At 34.3% G+C, this 25,673-nt stretch carries 21 protein-coding genes and 1 pseudogene; 14 read left to right on the top strand and 8 right to left on the bottom strand.

Annotated features, from left to right (window positions below; all coding sequences use genetic code 11):
• Positions 1 to 194: 194 nt before the first annotated feature.
• Complete coding sequence (locus PSA_RS08270) at positions 195 to 2,900, top strand: hybrid sensor histidine kinase/response regulator (RefSeq protein ID WP_042149739.1); 2,706 nt, start codon at positions 195 to 197, stop codon at positions 2,898 to 2,900.
• Positions 2,901 to 2,978: 78 nt separating this feature from the next.
• On the opposite strand, the gene PSA_RS08265 is transcribed toward PSA_RS08270, so the two are convergent.
• The gene (locus PSA_RS08265; RefSeq protein ID WP_042149742.1) at positions 2,979 to 3,524 is read right to left on the bottom strand and encodes a YkvA family protein; all 546 of its coding nucleotides are present in this window, start codon (positions 3,522 to 3,524) and stop codon (positions 2,979 to 2,981) included.
• A gap of 283 nt (positions 3,525 to 3,807) precedes the next feature.
• Here PSA_RS08265 and PSA_RS08260 point away from each other — a divergent pair.
• Together PSA_RS08260 and PSA_RS25135 are read left to right on the top strand one after the other, a co-directional pair.
• Positions 3,808 to 4,459: pseudogene (locus tag PSA_RS08260) on the top strand (IS982 family transposase); the annotation flags it as partial.
• Between the two features lie 131 nt (positions 4,460 to 4,590).
• Positions 4,591 to 4,752, top strand: coding sequence for a hypothetical protein (locus PSA_RS25135; protein ID WP_157575756.1), 162 nt, complete (start codon positions 4,591 to 4,593; stop codon positions 4,750 to 4,752).
• 60 nt (positions 4,753 to 4,812) lie between these two features.
• Here PSA_RS25135 and PSA_RS08255 read toward each other — a convergent pair whose 3' ends face one another.
• Complete coding sequence (locus tag PSA_RS08255; protein WP_042149745.1) at positions 4,813 to 5,088, bottom strand: oxidative damage protection protein; 276 nt, start codon at positions 5,086 to 5,088, stop codon at positions 4,813 to 4,815.
• A gap of 51 nt (positions 5,089 to 5,139) precedes the next feature.
• Positions 5,140 to 6,186: an A/G-specific adenine glycosylase gene (gene mutY, locus PSA_RS08250; protein WP_042149748.1), complete on the bottom strand. Its 1,047-nt coding sequence runs from the start codon at positions 6,184 to 6,186 to the stop codon at positions 5,140 to 5,142.
• 139 nt (positions 6,187 to 6,325) lie between these two features.
• On the opposite strand from mutY, the gene trmB reads away from it, so the two are divergent.
• From trmB to arcA, 5 genes are all read left to right on the top strand, one after another.
• Positions 6,326 to 7,051, top strand: a complete 726-nt coding sequence (trmB, locus tag PSA_RS08245) for a tRNA (guanosine(46)-N7)-methyltransferase TrmB (RefSeq protein ID WP_042149751.1) — start codon at positions 6,326 to 6,328, stop codon at positions 7,049 to 7,051.
• A gap of 6 nt (positions 7,052 to 7,057) precedes the next feature.
• Entirely contained in the window at positions 7,058 to 8,107 is a 1,050-nt protein-coding gene (locus tag PSA_RS08240) for a methyltransferase (protein WP_042149753.1), read from the top strand.
• A 94-nt stretch (positions 8,108 to 8,201) separates the two neighbouring features.
• Positions 8,202 to 9,821 carry an ATP-binding protein gene (locus PSA_RS08235; RefSeq protein ID WP_042149756.1) on the top strand — a complete coding sequence of 540 codons (1,620 nt, stop codon included), beginning with the start codon at positions 8,202 to 8,204 and terminating at the stop codon, positions 9,819 to 9,821.
• Entirely contained in the window at positions 9,821 to 10,372 is a 552-nt protein-coding gene (locus PSA_RS08230; RefSeq protein ID WP_042149759.1) for a YfiR family protein, read from the top strand. Before PSA_RS08235 ends, PSA_RS08230 begins: the two co-directional genes overlap by 1 nt.
• A gap of 146 nt (positions 10,373 to 10,518) precedes the next feature.
• Positions 10,519 to 11,235 carry a two-component system response regulator ArcA gene (gene arcA, locus PSA_RS08225; protein WP_042149762.1) on the top strand — a complete coding sequence of 239 codons (717 nt, stop codon included), beginning with the start codon at positions 10,519 to 10,521 and terminating at the stop codon, positions 11,233 to 11,235.
• 80 nt (positions 11,236 to 11,315) lie between these two features.
• On the opposite strand, the gene arcB is transcribed toward arcA, so the two are convergent.
• Positions 11,316 to 13,661 carry an aerobic respiration two-component sensor histidine kinase ArcB gene (gene arcB / locus PSA_RS08220; RefSeq protein WP_042149765.1) on the bottom strand — a complete coding sequence of 782 codons (2,346 nt, stop codon included), beginning with the start codon at positions 13,659 to 13,661 and terminating at the stop codon, positions 11,316 to 11,318.
• Between the two features lie 75 nt (positions 13,662 to 13,736).
• Positions 13,737 to 15,545 carry a hypothetical protein gene (locus PSA_RS08215; protein WP_127924195.1) on the bottom strand — a complete coding sequence of 603 codons (1,809 nt, stop codon included), beginning with the start codon at positions 15,543 to 15,545 and terminating at the stop codon, positions 13,737 to 13,739.
• A 260-nt stretch (positions 15,546 to 15,805) separates the two neighbouring features.
• Between PSA_RS08215 and PSA_RS08210 the strand changes: the two genes are divergently transcribed.
• Genes PSA_RS08210 through PSA_RS08195 form a run of 4 tightly spaced genes read left to right on the top strand, consistent with a single transcriptional unit; the run spans position 15,806 to position 18,951 of the window.
• Positions 15,806 to 16,396: a DUF2726 domain-containing protein gene (locus PSA_RS08210; protein ID WP_042149770.1), complete on the top strand. Its 591-nt coding sequence runs from the start codon at positions 15,806 to 15,808 to the stop codon at positions 16,394 to 16,396.
• Positions 16,397 to 16,451: 55 nt separating this feature from the next.
• Positions 16,452 to 17,159, top strand: a complete 708-nt coding sequence (gene mtnN, locus PSA_RS08205) for a 5'-methylthioadenosine/S-adenosylhomocysteine nucleosidase (RefSeq protein ID WP_042149773.1) — start codon at positions 16,452 to 16,454, stop codon at positions 17,157 to 17,159.
• Positions 17,160 to 18,146, top strand: a complete 987-nt coding sequence (locus tag PSA_RS08200) for a regulatory signaling modulator protein AmpE (protein ID WP_052380163.1) — start codon at positions 17,160 to 17,162, stop codon at positions 18,144 to 18,146.
• Complete coding sequence (locus tag PSA_RS08195) at positions 18,130 to 18,951, top strand: cobalamin-binding protein (protein ID WP_052380164.1); 822 nt, start codon at positions 18,130 to 18,132, stop codon at positions 18,949 to 18,951. The genes PSA_RS08200 and PSA_RS08195 overlap by 17 nt, the downstream gene beginning before the upstream one ends.
• A 159-nt stretch (positions 18,952 to 19,110) precedes the next feature.
• Here PSA_RS08195 and tyrS read toward each other — a convergent pair whose 3' ends face one another.
• Complete coding sequence (gene tyrS / locus PSA_RS08190) at positions 19,111 to 20,313, bottom strand: tyrosine--tRNA ligase (protein WP_042149776.1); 1,203 nt, start codon at positions 20,311 to 20,313, stop codon at positions 19,111 to 19,113.
• Positions 20,314 to 20,498: 185 nt separating this feature from the next.
• Here tyrS and PSA_RS08185 point away from each other — a divergent pair, with 185 nt between their 5' ends.
• Positions 20,499 to 21,866 carry an OapA family protein gene (locus PSA_RS08185; protein ID WP_042149865.1) on the top strand — a complete coding sequence of 456 codons (1,368 nt, stop codon included), beginning with the start codon at positions 20,499 to 20,501 and terminating at the stop codon, positions 21,864 to 21,866.
• 112 nt (positions 21,867 to 21,978) lie between these two features.
• Positions 21,979 to 24,114 (top strand): DUF6351 family protein, encoded by a 2,136-nt coding sequence (locus tag PSA_RS08180; RefSeq protein ID WP_052380165.1) that lies wholly within the window; start codon positions 21,979 to 21,981, stop codon positions 24,112 to 24,114.
• A 91-nt stretch (positions 24,115 to 24,205) separates the two neighbouring features.
• Here PSA_RS08180 and PSA_RS25815 read toward each other — a convergent pair whose 3' ends face one another.
• A complete protein-coding gene (locus PSA_RS25815) occupies positions 24,206 to 24,382 on the bottom strand; it encodes a hypothetical protein (RefSeq protein WP_193216549.1) in 177 nt (58 codons plus the stop codon).
• A gap of 156 nt (positions 24,383 to 24,538) precedes the next feature.
• Positions 24,539 to 25,669 carry a sodium ion-translocating decarboxylase subunit beta gene (locus PSA_RS08175; RefSeq protein ID WP_042149778.1) on the bottom strand — a complete coding sequence of 377 codons (1,131 nt, stop codon included), beginning with the start codon at positions 25,667 to 25,669 and terminating at the stop codon, positions 24,539 to 24,541.
• Between the last annotated feature and the right edge of the window lie 4 nt (positions 25,670 to 25,673).

Below are 25,673 nucleotides of genomic sequence, written 5' to 3'. Positions count from 1 at the left end.
AAGTCAACTTTTTTTTTACTCTATTTTTTGTTTGCATAGTTTTCAATCAAGGTTCTGATTTTAAGCTCAATAAGACATCAATTTGATAAAAAATTATACAGTTTTCTTAATGTCGTTTTTAATCTAATGAGATGCTACTATTAACAATCTAATAAACAAACTTACTTTAGTCATTAAAAAGGAATGCCTCCGATATGAATGCAGCTACATTTCCAGCAAAAAAAATGATGCATCTTATATATTTTATTCTTTTATTTCTTTTTGTTCTTTCTTCTACATATACAACATATTTAATTCCTAAAGAAAATAGTCATTTTTCTGAAGTTCATCTAAAAGGTATTGCCAATAAAATCGATAACCCACTTGCTGATGCGCTCACCCGCTTTGGTTATAACACTGCTATTCAAATTTTATTTTCAGCTAACGCGATTAATCCTAAGCTTGATTTCTATTTATACAAAAAAACAAAAACAGATTCTCTTGAGTTAATTAGTAAAACTTCTGAAGTTAATGTTGAAGGTATTTTAAAAAATCAGACAATTGAAAAAAATCATCAGATGTATTTACATCACATTATAAAGAAAAATGACGCTGTCATAGGTAGCTTGGTTATAGTGCAAAAGGTGAATAAAAAAATAGATAGTACGCTTTTTTATATCATGCTTGCTGCGAGTATTTTATTTGCTTTTATTCTATTATTTATATTTCCTAAATATTTAAGTAAAAAAATAAAAAACAGTACACAGCAACTTGAAAATGAAATTAGTTTAATCACTCAAAAGCAAGACTTTAAACTTTCAGTATCTACAAATATTGGTTTAGGTTTAAAACAAATTTCAATTTTAATTAATCAACTACTTAATAAATTACGTACTCAAGAAGAGTCTCATGCTCAAATTGAACTTGATTTACAAGCTTTACATACTAACCTTGAAATTCAAGTTGCATCACGAACTGAGGCGTTAGAAAAGGCGATTAAGTCAGCTGAGCTTTCAAATGAATCCAAATCAACTTTTTTAGCGACTATGAGCCACGAGATCCGTACACCTATGAATGGTGTAATAGGAACCATTGATTTATTACGTCATACCGACTTAACGGGCGCGCAACATAGATTGAGCAGCATCATCCGTGATTCAGCATTTTCATTATTAGGGATCTTAGACGATATTCTTGATTTCTCTAAAATTGAAGCGGGTAAATTAAAGATAGAAAATAAAAGTTTTTCGATTATTAAAATAACTGAAGAAGTAGCCAAAGTGCTTTCATCTGTTGCTCATAAAAACAACCTAGAATTAGACCTTTATATTGACCCTAATATCCCAGACTCGGTAACAGGCGATATCGTTAGAGTGCGCCAAGTGATTTATAATTTATGCAGTAATGCCATTAAATTTACAAAATCAACCGATACACAACAAGGCTTAATTTGCATTCAAGTTTCTTTAGTCAATAAAAGCGATGATCACCATACAGTAGAGTTTAAAATTTCTGATAATGGTAAAGGCATGAATAAAATGCAACTGGCCAAAATATTCTTACCATTTAATCAAGCTGAAATAAGCATTACCCGTGAATATGGCGGTACCGGATTAGGTTTATCTATCTGTAAAAGCCTCATTGAATTGATGTACGGTGACATAAAAGTAAACAGCGACTTAGGCTTTGGTAGTGAGTTTATCGTTACTTTGCCATTTTCAATAGATGAAACCAGTGTTGTAAAAGATAAAGGCCGACTTAAAGGCAAAAAAATTGTACTTTTTAGCCAAAACAATAAACAAAGTGAATATATCAATAACTATTTGAAATTCTTAAATGCTGAAGTTATTTATTTAGATGATTTAAAAAATGAGCTACCTTGGCATAAAACAAAAAATTTAATTTGGTTGTTAGATGGTATTAACGCTATGCCAACAGTTAATCAAGCACTTAGAAGGCTAAGTGGCTCTTTAGAGGAAAACAATCAACAAGTGATTGTTTTAAGTGAACTCAGTGAAGCTAAACTTTCATTTAAAAATATATTTTACCTTAATGCTGCACCGCTATGTAAAGAGAGCTTTTTTAATTCATTATTTATTGCCGCTGGATTACATCAAGCAAAAAATATCAAAATGGCAAAATCTCTCAATCAATACCCTTCTATAGAGCAGGCGCGAAAAAACAACCAACTCATTTTATTGGTTGAAGATAATATGATGAACCAACAGGTGATATGCGACCAGCTACATTTACTTGGCTATGGCGTTGAAATTGCCTCTGATGGTCAAGAAGGCTTGAAAATGTGGCAATCTAGTAATTACTCTTTGGTATTGACTGATTTACATATGCCAAAAATGTCAGGTTACGATTTAGCTAAAAAAATTAGAGAGCTTGGGCCAAGTAGAACCGATATGAAAAAAGAGAGCATTATTATTGCAATTACAGCAAATGCACTCAAAGACGAGCGAGATAAATGTTTATCTCAAGGTATGAATGATTACATAACTAAACCTGTCGAGCTTAATTTATTAGAAACAACATTAAATAAATGGCTGCCTAGAACGCCTACAAAAACAATATCGCCAACATTAAATGAGCAAGCTTTAGCTGATTATATTGGACCTGATACAACTCAACATGCTTATTTTTTAAATATGTTTCTAGAACACGGCTCAAAGCTAATGACTGATTTAAAGCTTGCTGTCACACTTGAAGATCAGGAGAGCATCATGGACAATGCACACCAATTAAAATCTACAGCTAAAAGTATAGGTGCCTATATTCTATCTGAAACAGCTGAAAAATTAGAAGGTATTGTAGATAATAAATCATGTGATGCCCATACAATAGAGCATATATTTGATCAACTTGAGCAACACTATTTTGAAGTTAAAGAGTTTATAAATCAAAGGTTAAACTAATTAAAATTCAGTTTTAATATTAGAAAAGGTGAACTCAGTTCACCTTTTTTAATATTTAATACTTGTCTTAATCAATAACTAAAACACTCTAAATGAGAATCCTCGACCGCCTCTACCCTTGCGACGAGAACGCATTCTACCGTGTAACTCTTTACGCTTTGATTCTAACCACTCTTCACGTGTAATGGTATCAGGATCTTTACGAACCTCTTCACGAGAGCGATATTCACAAAATTCCACAAAGGCTTCCATATCATCTTTTAGTTCAGCAACAACTAACTCAATCATAATTGCGTCATCTAAAAAGCCTAATACGGGAATATGGTCAGGAATTAAATCTTCTGGCTCACTAAAGTAAGCAAGTGCACTAATTACATCTTTGCGTTCTTCAGCTGGAATGTTCCATTCTATATCTTCGATCATTGCAACTAATGTTTCTAACTGCTTTAATCTAGATGACACAAACTCCGGTACATCTGTTTTTATTTCTCTCGATAAAGCACGAACATTATTTAAGATATCTTTTTCATCTAAATTACCTACCCCAGACTGAGCTTTACGCATAACATCGCGAAAATATTCTAAATCACTGTCTTGAAGGTTAAATGTAATGTCTACAGACATAAATACAACTCCTTAAAATCCATCTTTATTATTTCTAAGTAAATAAACTAAGCAGTATAAAAACACCATTTTAGTTTTGTTTTATTAAAGCTTTTTTAACATAAGTAATCAATCATTAATTTTTTTGGCTCTGTTCCATTAAACTGTTGTCACCTATAAGCTGTGATCAAAGCGAGATAACTTGGTAAATAACCTGAACTCGGGATAAAAATTGAACTAATAGCCCACCTTGTGATCAGATCTTTCGACAAGAAACGATTTAAATATTACAAACGGTGGGCGTATGGATAAGTTAGTTGAAATATTTTGTGATGTCGATGATTTTTGTACAGTTTTCATTCCTCAGTGGGAGAAACAATTACTATCCGATGGTACTCGAAAACGACAACGCAAAGGTCGAATGACAACGAGTGAAGTGAAGTCATGACTATCATTATTTTATTTCACATGTGACATTACAGAGACTTTAAAAACTATTACATCGGGTTGATTCATCGCTTTTATAAAGAGCACTTCCCAAATTTACTCAGTTACACACGGTTTTTAGAAGTAATGCCAACAGCTTTAGTTCCTTTGTGTAGTTACTTTTCTACTGTTAAAGGCAAACCATCAGGTATTGAATTTATTGACTCTACAAGTATTAAGGTATGCCATAATTTACGAATTCCTCGTCAAAAAACGTTTGATGGAATTACCAAACGCGGTAAAGGAACGATGGGGTATTTTTTTGGTTTTAAACTCTATTTAATAGTAAATCATCTAGGCGAAATTGTAGCAGCAAAAATCACAGCAGCTAATGTACATGATACTCACCAGTTGAAGATATGACATCAGATTTACCAGATAAACTCTATGCTGATAAGGGATATATAAGTAAAGTACTGGAAAGTAACTTACTAGAAAAAGGTGTCACTTTAGTCACGAATATTCGTAAAATATGAAAGCCTAAATTGAATATTACAGATGATGAGATAAATCAAATGGTCGTAGCTTAAACCGATCCAAATTACAGGGTAAAAAAAATGAATCGTTTTATTACTTTCAAGGAGCGATAGATGTTGGCTGGGTGACGGTATGGCGTGCTGAACTTGAACCTATCTTGTCTCAATTACAGCTAGACTCTCAATTTTCTCTTATGATGGGTGGCGTAAGAGCAAGATTAGCCACTATGCGCTCTAAGATGGCTGTAGAAGATGAGTTCTCTGCTATTGAATTTGATGAATTTTAGCCATAGAGAATAAACCCCATATCAAGAGGGGTTTATTTTAAGATTACTTTGGTCACACCGTTACTTTTTTTCTTGCGGTTTATAACCTTCAATTTCGACTTCTTTGTTTTCAAATAAAAAGCCTGTCATTTGCTCTTCTAAAAACAGACGGTGTTCGTTGTCCATCATATTTAAGTGCTTTTCATTAATTAGCATAGTTTGTTTATGTTGCCACTGCTGCCAAGCTTCTTTTGAAATATTGTTAAAAATCTTTACCCCAAGTTCACCAGGGTAAAGTTGAAAAGAAAGACCTTCAGCATCTTTTTGTAATTTTTGACAAAATACGGTACGTGACATTGTATAAACTCTCTTGGAAGTTCGAAATATATTACTATTTTAATGTTTCAACTAAAATAATTCTATTAGTTTTTTAGTTGGTGCAGCTAAACCTACTTCAGATTTAGATTTTAAATCATACCAAATTATTTGATTATCATTTATCACATCAGGATGAGTGTTAAGCTCAATCACTAATGGGTTAATGGTTAACTTAAAGTGCGTAAATATATGCACAAATGAATCTAAGTATTTTGCTTCATATTTTATACCTTGCTGAGCAAGATAAGTTTGCAACATGCCTTCATCATCAAATTGCAAAAAAGCATGTAATCCCCCCCAAATGCCTTCACTTGGTCTTTTTTCTAATAAAAGCTGATCTTTTACTTTAAGAATAAGCATATGGCAATGACGTTTAGGTACTACTTTTTTCGGTCTTGGATTTGGATATTGTTTTACTACATCGTTTTTAAGCGCTAAACATTTGCTATTCAATGGACAAGGTTCACAATCAAACTTCGAACGAGAACACAGGCTTGAGCCTAAATCCATCATAGCTTGATTAAATTCTGTCACATTATTTATTGGTGTTAGTTTTTCGCTATATTGCCATAACCTTTGTTCAACCGCTTTATTACCATACCAGCCATCTAACATAAAAAAACGTGCCAATACACGTTTTACGTTACCATCTAAAATGGCATGATGTTGTTGCAATGATAATGATAAAATTGCCCCAGCAGTCGATTTTCCAATACCAGGTAAAGCGATAACCTCATTTATATCTGTTGGAAAATGCCCTTTATATTGCTCATGAATTATTTTTGCCGATTTTTGCAAGTTCCTTGCTCTAGCGTAATATCCCAGTCCAGTCCATAAATGCAATACTTCATCTTCTGTCGCATTCGCTAATGATGCCACATCAGGAAACCTTGCCATAAAGCGCTCAAAGTAAGGTATTACAGTGATCACTTGTGTTTGTTGTAACATGATCTCAGAAACCCACACTTTATAAGGCGTTTTATTGATCTGCCAAGGTAATGTTTTTCTACCGTGTAAAGCATACCAATCTACAACTTGAGACGAAAACCACTTACTTTTTGTCGATGTTAATTCCAACTTAGCCAAACCCCATGCAAAAATATGCCCGTCAGTCTATAACTCATATTAAAAAGGTCAAGAGATTACTTGTGCCAAGAGGTGCTAACAGGGATAATACGCCACCGAATTTAGGCAGAAGATATGGTTGGTACCAAAAATGAGTGAAAAAGATCAAACTCGATTAGAGCAAGCAAAAGAAAGTGGCAAATATATAAGAACTATTCGTAGTTTTGTAAAACGCGAAGGCCGTTTAACTAATGGTCAAGCAAACGCCCTAGAAAAAAGCTGGCCAACCATGGGACTAATGCATGAAGATGGAGCATTAGATTTCAAAGCTACTTTTGGCAATGATAACGACGTTGTATTAGAAATTGGTTTTGGTATGGGTAAGTCATTAGTAGAAATGGCTGCCAACGCACCACAAACCAACTTTATCGGTATAGAAGTTCACCGCCCAGGTGTAGGTGCATGTTTATTAGATGCTGATGTTGCACAAGTGACAAACTTACGCGTATATGAACATGATGCGATTGAAGTATTAGCTGACTGTATTGCTGATAATTCATTATCTAGAGTACAACTTTTCTTCCCTGATCCTTGGCATAAAAAGCGTCATCATAAACGCCGTATTGTTCAAGCTGAATTTGTTGAAAATTTACGTAAGAAATTAAAGATCGGCGGTGTATTCCACATGGCTACCGACTGGGAAAATTACGCAGAACATATGCTTGAAGTAATGAATTTATCAGATAAATTCAAAAATCAGTCTCAAAATAATGATTACATGCCTCGCCCAGACTTTAGACCTTTAACTAAGTTTGAAAAACGTGGTCATCGTTTAGGTCACGGTGTATGGGACCTTATGTTTGAGAAAGTGGAGTAATTTATAATGAGTCAGCTAACTAATCCAAGTAAATTATTATTACGCAATGAGCACTCACTTGAAGCTGACTCTATTTTAGTTATAAACTTTACCCAAGACGGTTTTTTACAGCAGTTAGGGGCTTTAAATATATGTAAAACACTCACAGCTTTTACAAGTAATTTTGCAACTAAAGCCGCAGAAAAACACAATAACAATTGTAATATCCAACTAGGTATCGAGTTACCTAAAGTTGATAAAAACAATAAGCCTTTTGATTTAATCATTTATTATTACCCAAAAGCAAAAGCAGAAGCTTTAATGATGATAGATAATATTCGTGCTGTTTCATCAAATGAAACCCGTTTATTAGTCGTTGGAGAAAATAAAGGCGGCGTAAAATCATCCGAAAAGCAGCTTAAATCACTATGTAAATTTTCAAATAAAATTGACTCCGCCAGACACTGTATTCTTTATCAATTTAATGGATTAGAACTTAAAGAAAACTTTGATATTAATCAATATCAAAAGACTTTCGAACTTTTAATTAAAGATCACACGATTAAAATAGTGAGCTTACCTGGTGTATTTAATCATGGTGAGTTAGATCTTGGAACTAAATTACTGCTAGAAACCATGCCAATACCAAAATCGGGTCAAGTATTAGACTTTGGCTGTGGTGCAGGCATTATTAGTGCCTATTTAGGTAGTTTAAACGCTAACCTTTCGTTTACGTGTTTAGATGTCAGTGCACTAGCAACAAAAGCGACTGAATTAACACTTGCAGCCAATGATGTAGAAGGCAAGTGTTTATTAAGTGATGGATTAAGCCAGGTTTCTGGCAAATACAATCATATCGTGAGTAATCCGCCATTTCATACTGGCCTGTCGACTGATTATGACATTAGTGAGCAATTTATTATTAAGTCAAAGCTGCACTTATCAGCAAAAGGCAGTTTAACAATTGTTGCAAATAGCTTTTTAAAGTATCAACCATTTCTTGAGCAAAGCTACAATCAATTTGAAACACTTAGTAAATCCAATAAATTTACTGTCTATCAGTGCATCAATAAATAAAATCACTTCAAATTAGTTTTTTTATTGCCTATTACTAAGTTAGATCTTAACATCAAAGGAGATGTTTTTAATTTAAGACCTAACTTAGTTTAATATGCCAGTATTCGGCCAAATAATAAGTATCAAAAAAGCTTTGATCAGAACTGTAATGCTTATTACAGCTTTTTGTTTGATCTTATCTGTTTCTGTTTCCACTTACCTCGATATTGAAAAACAGCGCACTCTCACTGTCGATAAATTAACAACTTATGCCGATGTGATCGCTTTTAATGCTCAAATTAGCTTACTTTTTGATGATCAAGACACTGAAGAAAATAGATTAAAAGCATTTCGAGCTGTTAAAGAAATAAGAAATATACATATTTATAAAATTGATGACTTTAGTAATGAAACTGAATTTTTCACTAGCTACAATGCGCCTAACACCCCCCCTATTCCTGCAAGATTAGATAGGCTTAAAGCACCTTATACCTCTGAATTGGCGGGTAATTATATAGATGTTATTAGGCCTATAATGTTCGAAGAAATCATTCAAGGTTATGTCTATATAAGAGGCGACTTATCCTCTTTAAATGCCTATATAAAAGATAAATTAATTATAGATATATCAGTCGCTTTTTTTGTGTTAATTGTTGTCTTTATACTCAGCTTCAGGATCCAGCGTCGATTAGCCAAACCAATAGAAGGGCTCAGCGCATTAGTACAAGATGTTTCAAAGAATAAAAATTATTCGGTTAGAGCGCCGCATGTAAATGTATTAGAACTCAATCAACTAAGTCACAGTTTAAATGTACTGTTTTCTCGTACTCAAGCCCAACTTCAACGTCAGAAAAAAGATGAACAAGAGATAAGATTACTAAACCAAAACTTAGAAGAAAAAGTAAATCACAGAACAATTGCCTTAAAGGAAGCAAATCAGGAGTTATTAAATACGTTAGAAAGAATGCACCAATACCAAAATCAAATTGTTGAAAATGAAAAAATGGCCTCATTAGGTCAAATGGTTGCAGGTGTTGCCCATGAAGTAAATACACCAATAGGTTTAGGTGTAACGGGCTCTACCTTGCTAAAAGATAAACTGTCTGACATAAAATCTGCTTTTGATAATAAAACACTGACATCAAAACAGCTCTCTCGATTTATAAATGATGGTATTGAAAACTTAGATCTTGTTTATCGCAGCTTAAACCGTGCAGCTGAACTTATATCTAGCTTTAAACAAGTTGCTGTTAATCAAGATACTGAAAGCAATTTAATGCTTAATATGAATGATTTGATGAATGAAGTGCTGCTTGCGATGAAAGCAGAAATTGCTTTAACACAGCATCATGTCGTTGTGGAATGTCCTGAGTCACTCAAAATACATTCAAAAGCCGGTCCACTACATCAAATTTTGCAGAATCTAATTGAAAATTCCCTGATCCATGCCTTTGAAGAAATGACCATAGGGGAAATTTTAATAAAAGTTGCGATCGATGAAGGTCAATGCCAAATAAATTATACTGATAATGGTAAAGGCGTACCAGGCAATATAATAAATAGAATATTTGACCCCTTTGTCACTACAAAAAGAGGTAAAGGCGGTAGTGGTTTAGGTATGCATTTAGTATATAACCTAGTAACCCAAGCACTTAAGGGCAGGATCACGCTAAATAATACGGGTTCTACAGGCGTAAACTTTATCATTACTTTCCCAGTAAACGGGGATGTATAATGGTTAAGTCTCATCATTTTATTTCTAAAAACATATTATTTACAGCACTATTTCTGAGCCTTATTTTCACCCATAATAATGCTTTTTCTGAAGAACTCACTAAAGTACGATCTGCTTTTATATTTAAACTGTCTAAATTTCTGAGTTTCCCAGCACCAAATTCAAATGAAATGAATTTTTGTTTTTTTGATAAGAAACAAGGCCCTGGTAGTTTCCTGCATAACAAGAAAGGGTTGAAATCTCAGAAAAAAACAATTTCAATCATTTTTTTCGATGATATTAATAAAATCACGGAACTTAATCAAAAATGCAACATCATATACATTAGTGAAAATATACAAAGTAAAATTGATAAACATTGGATTAACAAAATAAGCCCTAAAGTTGTGGTGATTGGTGAAACACTTGAGTTTTTAGATTTAGGGGGATTAGTTGCCTTGATTCAAGAAAGGAACAAAGTTAGGATATTTATAAACAAAGCTAAATTATCCCAAAACCAAGTTAAAATAGAGTCTCGATTACTTGCTTTAGTAAAATTTCACCCTCAATAGCGCGTTTCTGCATAAAAGGGTTTAATCACCTTATTACGAGTTTTACTTGTTAACAAACCGATAAGCACCTATAATCGCTAGATATTCGCACGATTAACATTTTTATTATTAATTGTAAACTAAACATTTCCAAAAGGTTACAAATGATGCAAACACCAGTCATTCTAATCGTAGAAGACGAAGATGTCACACGACTAAATCTCGTTAGTTTATTCCAAGCTGAGGGATACAAAGTTGTCGAAGCCATTAATGGTGAAGATATGCACGATAAGCTATCAGCAAATGACGATGTCAACTTAGTAGTAATGGACATCAATTTACCGGGTAAAAACGGCCTAATTTTAGCCCGCGAACTGAGACAACAAAAAAATATTGGTCTTATTTTCTTAACTGGCCGTGACAATGATGTTGACCGTATTTTAGGATTAGAAATTGGCGCAGATGATTATATAACTAAACCATTTAACCCTCGTGAATTAACAATTCGCGCGCGTAATTTATTAACCCGTACGTCAAGCTCGGACGATGAAAATGAATTAAGCACAGATGGTGTAGTAACATTTAATGGTTGGGAACTAGATGAAAACAGCCGTTGTTTAACTTCTCCTGCAGGTGACTCTAAACGTCTACCTAAAGGTGAGTATCGTGCATTACGTTTAATGCTAGATTCACCAGGTCGCATTTTCAGCCGTGAACAGCTTATTAAGCAAATGACTGGCCGTGAGCTTCGCGCTAACGATAGAACTGTAGATGTTACGATACGTCGTATCCGTAAACACTTTGAAAGTGATGATGCAACTCAAGAGCTGATCAGCACAATTCATGGTGAAGGTTACCGTTTTATTGGTAAATTAGATAAATAGAACAATTTAGTTTATCTATTTTAAAAAGCCCGCAGTTTTTAAACTGCGGGCTTTTTTATTGCTTAAATTAAAATACTTAACTATTTAAAAGCACGCGTTAAATATTTTTCTAACAGCTCTAAACTCAAGGTAATACTTTGAGGTAATTCATCAAGCCAGGACTGCCTTTGTTGCGCTGTTGCAGTATGAGTATTGTTTTCCATCTCCTTTGCTAAAAGTTGAACTGATTTTAAACCAACCGACCCTGCTGCACCTTTTAGTTTATGCGCGACCGATTGATATTCATCTAAATCATTTTCACCTAAAGCATCCTGCATTTCAGTAATATATAAAGGACCTAATTTTTCAAGTAATCGACTACTTTTAATAAAAGGATCAACTCCCATTGATTCAACAAAATCATTGATTGTTTCTAAATCTAACAGCTTAGTCTGCTCTATCAATTTAGGGTTATCACGATGAACTGACATAATCTTAGGTTCAAGTTTTTTCGGCTCTTGTGTTGCCGTTGAGTGTGGAAAAAGCTCAGCTAACATACGATCTAAACGCCCTGTATTAATTGGTTTAGCTAATGCACCCTGTATATTAATTTCAGCTAAATCTTCTTCAGCACGTCGCACATTTGCAGTTAATGCAACAATTGGTAATTTATCAAAATAGCTGTCTTCTCGAATAATGCGTGCAACTTCATCACCATTTATATCAGGTAATTGCATATCAAGTAATACTAAGTCTAAATCGTCCTCAGTTTCAACAAATGAGAGTGCATCTTCACCTGTTTCGGCCCATATAACCTCATGCCCTCTTTGCTCTAATAAATTTGTCGCAATTTCAGCATTTAAAGGCACATCTTCAACTAATAGAATATTTAGTCCACGGCCATCATATAGGCGTTGCTCTGGCTCCGGAGCCATAGTTAATGCAAGTGGTATCTCCATAGTAAAGCAACTGCCACGTCCTTGCTCACTCTCAACTGATAATTTGCCATCCATTGCTTCAACTAGGGCTTTAGTTACGGCTAAACCTATGCCTGAGCCCAGTGCGTTACTACCATTAACATCAGGTACTTTGTAATACATATCAAATATTCGATTCATTTCTTGAGGCGCAATACCAATACCACTGTCAGCCACTTCAATCATTAACCAAGGACTTCCCTTTCTGTACTCTCGAATAGAGGTGAAGCTTACACCACCTGCATCAGTAAATTTCACTGCATTATTAATTAAATTCCATAAGACTTGACGTAGGCGTGTGGGATCAAGTTGTGCAAATACATCTAATTCGCCCTGTTGCTCAACTTTAAACTCAAGTTCTTTTTGTTGCGATATCACACCACCAAAGTTAATAACATCATTTAAAAAGTCAGATAAGTTAATGCTTTCACACGCAATATCTAACTGTTCGCGATCAATTTTATCTAAGTCTATAATATCATTAAATATATTACCTAGCGTCTCGGCACTTGAAAATACCGTATTACACCAACTTTTTTGCTCATCACTTAAGTCTGTATCTAGTAACATGCGAGTTAAACCAACAATACCATTAAGCGGAGTTCTAAGCTCATGGCTTAATGTGGCAATAAACTTGCCTTTATCTTTATATGCAGTTTCTAATTCTTGTTCGGCTTCTTTACGACTTGTTATATCACGACCAAAACCTAATAAACCTATGTAATCATTTTTATCATTGAAAAATGGGACTTTACGCATTTCAAACCAATGAGTTTCACCTTTGATTTCATACTTCACATCTAAAGTAACGGCAATATGTTTTTGCTGTACTTCTTTATCGGTTTTTAATACAGATGGCAAATGCGACCCTGTATAAATTTCACTCGCATGCTTACCAATCAAGTTATCACCTGAGAGACCTACAACTTGTTCAAACATACGATTACAACCTGCGAAACAACCACTTTCATCTCGGTAATAAAATAAATCTGGCGAGGAATCTACTATAGATCTCAGTAAAACACCTTGTTTAGCGAGCTCTTGTTGAGTTTTTTTACGTTCAGCAATTTCCCTTCTAAGTTCATCAATAGCACGTCGTTTAGCTTGAAATGCCATTTTACGTTCATCTATTTCGCTATTTAAACGTTGGATATTGTCTTTTAAGGTCTGATTTAATAGTTTTTCTTGTTGTGTTGCGTTTTCTAAGAAGTCATAGGAGGCATTCAAATGTACGATTAAGTTTATCGTGACGTAAACTAAAACAGGTGAAAATAAAGCTGTTAAAATAATATTTTGTAATAGGTCAAACCAAGCAATAGAACCTGTAGCGACATAATAATAAGTACAAGATAAAATAAGCGCGATAAACAATAGTAAAGTATACAAAATGATACTTGCTTTACTATTACCCCATCGAATAACAAAAGAGGATAAAATACGTACCCAAGGGGTAAAAGACGATTCAATCATATAAGTAAAAGGGGCTCTAAATTAAAAACCCCTCTATTGTAATCAACTCGTCATCATTTGTACTTAATAATTATACTAATTAAGTATTTTTATTTGGCTTGAGATGCTTGCAAAAGAACAAATATTTAGATTTTTACTGTCTAAAGAAACTATTCCCTTGCGGGCAGTACTTGAGGAATCACGTTTAAGTAATAAACTATAATCAACACCTTGAATATCTCCAGTACCTTTTGCTTGCATAGCACCTGTATTACACAACATATTATTAAGCTTATAAAAATTATATCGTGCAAAAGGTTGTGATGATGTCACTGTTGGTGTTTGAGTATTAGTGGTATTTGTAAATTTCCAACTTGCAAAATCAACAGAGAGTGCACCATTTCTAAGTGTCATAGAGTCTTGATGAGTTAAATAGTAACTTGTAAACTCTTCCATTTCGATACTCGATGCTTGCAAGTTTATTTGCCTCCCCTCTTTTTGAGTATCAAAAATCCAGAAGCCTCCTTTACCTAAAACATCAAATTTAATTGTTTCACCATTTTCATTCTTACTGCTTGATATTGCGATACTTGTCTCTTTATCCAAACCAAAAGCAAAACGGTTATTTGTCTCTATTGCCGTTTTTATTAACCTGGGCTGGCGAGCCAATGAACTAACTTGGGTATCAAATACACCCCACGGAAACATATTAAAGACTGTAGAATTCAGATAACCCAAGTTTTTTTCAGACTCTAGGGCAATACAATCTAAACCTAAATTACATGCCTCATTACCTGAATTCATCACAGTAGAAGCCGTTAACATGACCTGTAAACCATCACCTGAAAATATAGTAGACTTGTTACTTAACACATGGATACTACTACCTTCAAGCCCGAGTATTATTTGCTTTTGTATTAGCATTTCTTCAACTTTTTTTAATAACTCAGATTTTTCACCTGTTGGTAAGTAAAAACTATGAAACGCTAATAGTGGGCTACCATCAGCAATAAAAAGTGCATCTGACTTTTTTAAAGTCTCGATAAATGCATCTTTCTTTTTACATTGAGATACCTGCTGTTTAAATAAGTCTGGATATAAAACTTTTCGGCGATAACTTGCAAGCTTTTTTATTTGAAACTCTTCTAAGCTATCACACGATGTTAAATCATATTGCTTAGCCACTAATGCAGTTTGCATAGCTGAGTCAATTGCAAGCCAATCAGCTTCGAATCCTAACTGCTCAAAAAGATTTTGAAAATAATCTACATTTTTATAAGGGTCTCTATCATTACCTGTAATAAAGGCTATTCTAGGTTTTCTCTTTTTCCCTGATACTGCTGATGCTGCTTTATAAAAAGCTTTATAAGCTAAAACTGCTGATTGATTATTAGTTGATTTTATATCTACAGCTGTATTTAAGCGTTTCCCTGACTTAGTTGATTGCTTTTGCTCTAATAAATCAAATAAATTTTGTTTTTCAAATTCAAATAAGTTGGACCAAATATCTCTACCTTTTAGGTCTTCATTTAAGTAGCTAAAATTTTGACGGCGTAACATGCGAACAAACAATCGTTCACTTAGCTTTTTATCATCTAATTGCGCTTTTAATACTTTAAATAATGCGATTGTTTGTTGTTTTAATTCTGGTTGGTCAGTCCAAGCTATTTCATTTAAACGCTCAAGTGCCTGTTCAGTTATTGTATAAATAGCAGTTTGTTTTGCGTTATCATCGAATCCGTCAGCCTTTTTATCTTTGCCGCAGTGCTGTAAGTTTTCGCTAGAGCAAAAAGATAAATTTTGGCCGAATAAAAATAAATCAGGCGTTACAGCGATAGCAACATTAAGGTTTGCCAACAAAAACAAACCACCTAAAACACTTATTTTAGTTTTGAACAAGTTCATACTGATACCGTTTTTATTATTAAAATCAATTTCCATTAAGTATTAAAATGAAGCGACACCTCCATTGTATTAACCTTAAAAGCGCATTCTATCAACATCCCTAGCAATTTCATATATGGTTTATTGACAATAAAAAATATCCATCGCAATTATTTCCTCAAACATTAAAAACGATACTTTTGGCATATATCATGCTTATTAAAATATAGATTCACTGATTTTTATTATCAGTGTCAAATTATTGATGTTGGAGTGTATTTATGGAGTTTGTTTTATTGTCGATCTTGGTTTTAGTTGTTATTGCTTCTATGGTCACAACTAAACTCACAGATAGTGGAAACCCTTACCCTTTTACTAAAAAAGATACTTTATATACCCATATAGAAAAAGGATTTTTGAGTTTATTAGAGCGCGCGATTGGCAACGAATACAAAATTGTTAGCCGAGTAAAGTTAATTGACGTAATAGATTTTAAATCTGACACGACTTCTAAATCAAAGCGTCTTGCATTAACTAAAGCGCAGAATAAACAATTAGATTATGTATTACTTGAAAAAGAAACCATGAATATTGTTGCTGCGATCGATTTAGTGAATAACAACAATAAACAAGGACATAAAGCGCAAAAAGACTGGTTTGTAAATGGTGCTTTAGAGTCAGCTGGCATTCCCCATATCAGAATGAAAGTAAAAGCAGGGTATAAACCTTTGGAAGTAAGACAAGCAATTATGTTTAAACTTGGCAAGTCAGCGCCAAAAAAACCTATGGTAAAGGCACGTACTTCGAGCAAACCAGCGGTTTTATCTGCATCCCAAGTTAAAACGCAATCTACAGGGCTTGTTCAAGCTTAGCTATTTTTGTAACAACTGAGTATAATATATAAAAATATTATTTAGAGTTAAGTAAATGAAAATTGGCATTATTGGCGCAATGGAACCGGAAGTAGCAATTTTAAAAGATGCTATGGAGCAAACTGCTGTAACACAAAAAGCAGGCTTTACTTTTTATGAGGGTAAACTTGCAGATCAAGACATCATATTAGTGCAATCAGGCATAGGTAAAGTAGCATCGTGTATTGCGACAACTTTATTGATTGAATCTTTTTCGCCTGATTGTGTCATTAATACCGGCTCGGCCGGTGGGTTTGAACCAAGTTTAAATGTAGGCGATGTCGTTATAGCTTCAGAAGTACGTCATCATGATGTTGATGTTACAGCTTTTGGTTATGAAATGGGCCAAGTACCAAATATGCCTGCAGGTTTTAAAGCACACCCAGCTTTAATCAGTGCAGCTAAAGATGCAATTGCACACATGCAAGGCATTAGAACGATGACAGGCTTAGTATGTACTGGTGATTCATTTATGTGTGATCCAGCACGTATTGAAGTTACTCGCTCACAATTCCCTGATATGCTTGCAGTTGAAATGGAAGGCGCAGCAATTGCACAGACATGTTATCAGCTAGATACACCATTTGTAGTTATTCGTTCTTTATCTGATATCGCAGGCAAAGAATCTCCAGAATCATTTGAAAGCTACCTAGTTAAAGCTTCAGAAAACTCATCAAAAATGGTGACTGCTTTATTAGAAAAACTTCAAACGGTTTCTCTATAAGTGATTGACGTATTAGAACAAATATTTTTGACAGATTCTGAAAGTTCGCATGAACTGCTAGAGATTTTTGTTTTATTACTTGCTCTTACAGCTGAGCGTTGGCTAACTTTACCGCGCTCATACCACCCCGCTACATTATTATTTGTTATTTTTTCAAATTTACAAAACCGTGTTTATAAACAAAACGACGCTAAGAACTACCAAATTTTATCTGGCTCTTTAGCTGCGATCTTACCCTTAATGGTCATTTTAGCCTTATGTTATGGGCTATTAATATTTGCATCTTACCCTGAATTATTATCTGGCTTAATTTTATATTTGTGTTTGGAAAGTCAAAAATTAGAACAATCAATTAATAGATTACCGCTTTTATTAAGGCAAAAACAAAAATCTGCTGCAAGAGACTTACTCAGAGTATGGCTTAGACGAGAAACTAAAAACTTATCAGAGCCTGGATTGATCAAAGCTGCGATTGAAGCCTTAACCTTACGAAGCACTAGACTTTACTTTGCAGTCTTATTTTTTTATTTGATTGGCGGTCCTATTGCTGCTTTAGGCTATAGAATTTTAACCATAATGCATGCCAGTTGGAGTAAGCAATACTTACCTAACAGCCCTTTTATTCAGCCAATTCGCAATCTCACATATATTTTAGAATGGTTACCAACTCGTATCGTGGCCGTTTGCATTGCTTTAAGTAAAGAAACAAAAATGAGCTTTCATTATATAAACCATTACGGCAATCATTTTTATCATAAAAATACGGGCTGGCTATTGAGCTGTATGAGTGCAGCATTAAAAGTACAACTTGGTGGACCCGCATTCTATTGTGGAACTCGCTTTGCAAAAATACGTGTAGGACAGTACCCTGTACCTACATTACCTAGTATTAAACATGCCATAACACTTATAAACCGCGTAAAAGTATTGTGGTTTTGTTTTATTATTTTATCTAAAGTGAGTATTTACCTTGCGTTTAACCTCTAAATTTACTGCTATTATCTTATTACTTGTGAGTTTTAATAATTACGCTTCAGCACAAACAATTAAACGAATTGCGACACTAGCACCTCATTTGACCGAATGGGCTTATAGCTTAGGTTTAGGAGATAATATTGTAGCTGTTAGTGCTTATAGCGACTTCCCCGAAAAAGCAAAAAAACATCCCGTTGTATCTGATGTTAATGGTATCAATTTAGAAAAGTTAATCGAGCTAAAGCCTGACCTTGTATTATTATGGCAAAATACTCATGTGTTAGGTCAAGTTGAAAAGCTAGAAGCCTTAGGTATTGAAGTTTTCATTTCAACGCCTAAAACACTTGAAAGTCTGGCAACTGAAATGCTACGTTTAGGTGAACTTACAAATACACAAAATAAAGCAAAACAAGTAACAGATGCGTACCTTTCGGATTTAGCCGATTTAAGAGCCAGATTTAAAGATATACCAAGAAAAAAAGCTTTTTTCCAAATTTGGCATTCCCCTTTGATCACCGCAAATGGCGACAGCTGGATCCAAAACCTGATGGATGTTTGCCAATTTGATAATCCATTCGCTGAACATGAAGTACCTTACCCGACGGTAAATAAAGAACAAGTTTTAATGCATAACCCTGATATTATTATTATTTCTGAAAAATCAGATAATAGCGTGCAATTAACAACTTGGGATTCATTACCAATGATCACCGCAGTTAAAAATAAGGAAGTATTTAATATCAACCCAGATCATTTGCATAGGTTTACTAGAAGGGTATTAATTGGCGTTGAAGAGTTGTGTGGATTAAGCCAATAAAAAATTTTGTTTAGAATCGCACTGCAGCTTTTTACATTTAATTTGATGAAGTGAGACTATTAATGTTGAATAACATGACTAGTCCCACTTTTTTATAATTTACTACATGGTCAATTTACTGCCACGCTGTGGCTGCAATGTAAATGCACAGCAGATATATTAAGCAATTGTAATTTTGGCAAATTTGCGTTTACCTACTTGATAAATTTCTTGTGACCCTTTAGCAAATGTTTGCTTAGTATCAGATATTTTTTCTTTACCATTTAGCTTAACAGCACCTTGCTTGATCATTCTCATCGCTTCAGAAGTACTGGCAACCAAACCTGCTTCTTTTAATAAATTAGCGATGCCAATTTCTTCACCATCTATTGTTATAGTCAGCTCAGGAATTTCATCTGGTAATGCTTTCTTTTGAAAACGCTGAATGAAATCTTGATGTGCAGCTTCTGCATCTTCTTGAGAATGAAAACGTGCAATCATTTCTTTAGCAAAATCAATTTTGATATCTCTTGGGTTTGTACCCGCAGCTATCTTAGCTTTTAAGCCTTCGATTTCACCTAAAGATAGGCTACTTAATAATTCGTAATAGCGCCACATTAGCTCATCAGAGATAGACATGATTTTACCAAACATTTCTGTTGGCTTATCAGTAATACCGATGTAATTACCTAAAGATTTAGACATTTTTTGAACGCCATCAAGGCCTTCAAGCAACGGCATCATTAATACAGTTTGTGGCTTTTGACCTTCATCTTTTTGAAGTTCACGACCCATTAATAAGTTAAAGCGTTGATCTGTTCCACCTAGTTCAATATCCGCTTCTAATGCTACAGAATCCCATCCTTGAACTAAAGGATATAAAAATTCATGGATAGCAATCGATTGATTATTTGCGTAACGCTTTTTAAAATCATCACGTTCTAGCATACGTGCAACTGTTTGACGTGCTGCTAATTTGATCATGCCAGCTGCACCTAACTCTTCCATCCAAGTAGAGTTAAAAGCAACGGTTGTTTTAGCTGGATCTAAGATTTTAAAGATTTGCTCTTTATATGTTTCAGCATTAGCTAATACATCTTCACGAGTTAATGGCTTACGAGTTACATTTTTACCCGTCGGGTCGCCAATTAAACCTGTAAAGTCACCAATTAAAAAGATAACTTCATGACCTAAATCCTGAAATGTCTTCATTTTATTGATTAAAACAGTGTGGCCTAAATGCAAATCAGGCGCAGTTGGATCAAAACCCGCTTTTATTTTTAATTTCTTTCCAGACTTTAATCTTTCAAGTAAGTCATCTTCAATTAATATTTCTTCAGCACCACGTTTTATTTCAGCAAACGCAGCTTGTAAATCACTCATCAAATACTCCCAATAATATTTTAGCTTTTAGGCTTATAACGCTATGCCTCGATTCTAGCTTATTATTCTCCTAGTTTATACGGCTATACCTCGCTATATTTACACAAAATTCTGGTATCTGAACAAAAATCATTATATGCTGAAATATTGTTATAAAATATCATTTAGGTAAATACAAAAAAATGATGGTAAAAGCGGTACAAAAAATACCGAAAAAACACAAGTTAGTCATATTAGGTTTGTCTACTTTAATGTTAGGACTTACGCTGATCCCAGCAGAACAAGCAACAGCTTCTAAAGACAATGATGCTAAAATTTTAGAAGTTGGTAAGCGTTATAATTTAGATCTTGAAGTTGTTAAGAACACACCTAAAATACAAGTAAAACTTGCAGAATCTGCCAAAACAGAAATTGAACAGACGAATACAACCAAAGTTCAAGTAATACCTGAAGTTGATACTTCTATTAACTTTAAAGATTTTAAAGTTAAAAAAGGCGATAATTTAGCTATTATTTTTAAACGTGCAGGCTTTTCAGCTAAAACATTACATAAACTAATAAATTCAGATAAAAACACAAAAAAACTAACACAAATACATCCAGGGGATACGCTCAGTTTTGCTAAAAATCCAGCTGGTGAATTATCACATTTGAAATATATCTTAAATAGAACTGACACTTTATTAATCAGTCTTAATATTCAAGATAAATACCAATCACAAATACAATCAAAAACGATTGAAAAACGCACTAAATCGTCATCAGGTCTTATTACTTCTAATTTTTGGAATGCAGGTGTTGAAGCGGGTTTAAATGACAAACAAATCATGAACTTTGCTGATATTTTTGGTTGGGATATTGATTTTGCAAACGATATTCGTAAAGACGATCAATTTACTCTGATTTATGAAACCCTACATATTGAAGGTGAATATATAGGTACAGGCCAAGTGCTTGCCGCTGAATTTATAAATCAAGGCGAGAAATACAACGCATTCTTACATACCGATGGCAATTTTTATACTTCACAAGGTCGCAGTATGAAAAAGGCATTTTTACGTGCCCCTGTGAACTTTAAATATATTAGCTCTCGTTTTAACCCTCGTAGAAAACATCCTGTAACCGGTAGAGTTAAAGCACATAGAGGTATTGATTATGCAGCACCAACGGGAACACCGGTAGTTTCTGCTGGTAATGGTAAAGTAATAAAAGCGGGATATAGTAGATTTAATGGTAATTATGTATTTGTTCAACATGGCACAAAATACGTTACTAAATACCTGCATTTACATAAGAAAAAAGTTAAAAAAGGCCAAAAAGTAAAGCAAGGTCAATTAATTGGTACTGTAGGCGCTACAGGGCAAGTAACAGGTGCTCATTTACATTATGAATTTTTAGTAAATGGTGTTCATCGTAACCCTAGAACCGTTAAGTTACCTAAATCGCAATCATTACCTAAATCTCAATTAGCTAAATTTAAGCCAATTGCAGATGACTACCTAGCAAAACTCAGTCGTAATCGAGAATTGCAACTTTCTATGATTGATAAATAGGTATTGATAAAATCAGGGCATCCCCTTTTGCCCTGAGTGTAAATATTAATTTAAAATTTAGTCCAAAACTCCCATCAACCTCCTATAATTAAATTTATATCAGGAGGTGGTGATGAAAATACTTAGTCAGCTTTTAATCTCTTTATTTATTATACTCACGCTTATTACTTGCAGCTTTAATCCCTATGAAGATCAGCAGGTATTATCAATTGCGCCATCGGTAGAAGCACCATTGCTCAAAGTAACAAGTCATATAAGAAATAGCCCTAGACCGAATGATCCGACACAATTTCCAATTGAATTAGGAGAAGTGGGTCCCACCCTGCCATTATTTTCTGGTAATTTAAATTACCCTTTTTCATGCCATACCCAAGCATCAGGTTTGGGTCAACCTTTGGTTGATAACCAAGAGTTATTAGGCATTCCTATTTTTGAACTTGATTCAAACGGTGTAAAAACACATAAAGTGCTCGGTTTTAGTAAAGATTGTTCAATACCAAGCCAATTAAGATTTTTTAAAGTCAGTAGTGATAATAAAATAAGTCAAATACACGACGCTAAAGACATAAGAGCTGATGATTTATTACTACGCATAGAGCAAGGCACAATTAATAGATATATCTATGCGATTGTGATGCCGATTAAAATAAATGAAATGCCTGATAGATTATTAAACTCTTTATGGAATAAAAAGTTGATATATCAATTTGCAGGGGGTGTGGGCATAGGTTTTAGACAAGGAAAACTAAATCCTAAAAAACTCATCAGCAGGCGTATACCACAACTGAAAAAAGGCTATGCTGTTATTTCAAGCACAGCTAATAAAACCAGCTTTAGCTATAATATGCTGCAAGCCGAAGATACAGCTAGAAGAGTAAAAAAACAGTTTATTTCGTTATATGGTGAACCTTTATATACTGTAGGCATTGGTGGCTCTGGAGGTGGTTTAGCACAATACCTTATAGCACAAAATAGCACAGGATTAATTGATGGTGCCCTGCCCTTATATTCATACCCAGATATGATCAGTCAAACTTTATATGCCTTAGATTGTGATTTATTGAATAGCTATTACACCTTTAAAAGCTCATTAGAAGAATGGGATGTTGCAGATAAAAAACGATCTATAGAAGGTTTTAATAATGCCAAAATCGAACATAAATCTTGGTTTTTTTATCCATTCAATCAGTTGGCCAGCGCTAAAAAGATATATATCCCAGAAAATTACAGTGAATGTATTCATGGCTATTTTGGCTTAAGTTCTTTAATTAATAACCCAGATCAGGGGTTTATAAAAAACATTTTCTCTCCTGAGGTTAAGCGTCAAGCTCATTGGAGTTATTGGCAAGATTTAATCAATATACTAGGAAAAGATGAACAAGGCTTTGCTAATTCGGCTTGGGATAATCAAGGCGTACAATACGGGTTATCGTCATTACGAAAAAATATCATTTCGCCCAAAGAGTTCATTCATTTAAATTACAATATTGGCGGCTGGAAACCGCAACGGAAAATGAAACAAGAGCAATTAGTATATTTGCCCTTTACCAAAATCCCTATTTGGATGACCCAATGGAGTAGACACAACATTTATCAGGCAAAAAAAGGCCCTGCTAAACGCACAAAAGCATCAAGTAAAGCCATTGAAAATGCTTATCGCTATGGACAAGTTTTTATTGGCTTTAACGATATTCCTACAATAGATATCCATCATTATTTAGAGCCTCAATTAGATATGCATCATATCTCGACTTCATTTGCCACTAGAGTACGTATTTCACAGCAAACTAAAAATCTAAAAAACCATAAAATATGGATTGCTCACCCTGATCATACGCCATTAGAGGAAGCATTTTTAGCCATGGATGAATGGTTACTTAAGGGCGATTCAGAACAACTACAAAACCAAACGAGCGATCGCTGTTATGACAAAGAAGGCAAAGTAATCGCTCAGGGTATTAAGGTATGGGACGGTGATTGGAATAATAAGTCTCATGGAGAATGCACTTCAACTTACCCTATTTATACTAACAGCCGAATTCAAGCAGGCGGCCCTTGGCAAGGCAGTATATTTAAATGTAAAACCATGTCAGTTGAGCAAGCAATCAAGTTAGGGCTTTATGGTGATCAAGATATGACACTATATGTAAATCAGTTAAAAGAAATTTATCCTGATGGTGTATGCGATTATCGTTTTGATGATATCGCTAAACCGCAAGATATGGCTTTAGCAAAAGCTATTGAGTAGATACCAAAGTGTTCAAATTTACAAAAATCAAGTTCATTTTATAGATCTGAACTTATTACTTTGCAAATATATAAAATCAAAATGTATGGTTTTACAGTAAACCATATATGATCTGAATAACGATTAATATCACCAATAAAGGCCAAATAAATTTTTGGTAACGACTCATTTGCTCATTTGACATTCTAGGCGAAAATTTTTCTAGCAATGGAACAAGTATCATAAGTGCAACAAATAAGCTTAATAAAATAATTAATACGGGAGGCATGTTTGATCCTTTGCTTTTTAAGAGAGGTTTATATTATCACTTATCTTATAAATAAAAAAACGCGCAATATTATAAAATATCACGCGGTAAAGGTCGGGAGGTTGAGCCCTTAAACTTTAATTTATAAAACGAGTCTGTAAATCACACTTTCTGAAATTAACCTACCATTGCAAGCAAGATACCTGCTGCTACAGCACTGCCTAATACACCAGCTACATTTGGACCCATAGCATGCATTAGTAAGAAGTTATGCGGATTACTTTCAAGTCCCACCTTATTAACAACACGTGCAGCCATTGGTACCGCTGATACTCCGGCGGCGCCAACGAGTGGATTAACTGGCGTTTTAGAATAACGATTCATCACCTTAGCCATTAATACCCCAGATGCAGTGCCTATTGAAAATGCAACGGCACCTAAAGCTAATATACCTAAAGTTTCAATCGTCAGGAACGACTCCGCAGCCAACTTAGAGCCTACACCTAAGCCTAAAAATATCGTTGTAATATTAATCAGCTCATTTTGTGCAGTTGAACTTAAACGATCTACAACCCCACACTCTCTCATTAAATTACCTAAACAGAACATACCCACTAATGGTGCTGCTGCTGGTAAAAACATAATGATTAAAACTAATACCAATAGCGGGAAAGTTATTTTCTCCACTTTTGATACATGGCGTAATTGCGGCATTGCAATCTTACGATCTTCTTCGTTAGTTAATGCACGCATAATAGGTGGCTGAATCAATGGTACTAATGCCATATATGAATATGCAGCCACTGCGATTGCACCTAATAGTTCAGGAGCCAATTTAGAAGCTAAAAAGATCGCTGTCGGACCATCTGCACCACCAATAATAGCGATTGCTGCAGCATCTTGTAATGTAAATTCAAACCCAGGAATATAATTAAGTGCAATAGCACCAAATAAAGTAGCAAAAATACCAAACTGTGCAGCAGCGCCTAATAATAACATTTTAGGGTTTGCAATTAGCGCACTAAAGTCAGTTAACGCACCTACTCCCATAAATATGATTAATGGAAATACTCCTGAATCAATGCCAATTTTATAGACGTAATAAAGCATACCGCCCACTTCAGACATACCAGCAAGTGGTATATTTGTTAGTATTGCACCAAAACCAATAGGGATTAATAGTAGAGGTTCAAAGTTTTTCATTATTGCTAAAAACAATAATAAACACCCTACCGCTATCATTATTAACTGTGTAAATTCAATATTGGCAACCCCAGTAGACTGCCATAGATTAAGTAACCCTTCCATAACA

The organism is Pseudoalteromonas sp. '520P1 No. 423' (assembly GCF_001269985.1).
GTDB lineage: Bacteria > Pseudomonadota > Gammaproteobacteria > Enterobacterales > Alteromonadaceae > Pseudoalteromonas.
The sequence above is the reverse complement of the archived record's forward strand: the minus strand, read 5'-3'. Positions and strand labels throughout refer to the sequence as shown.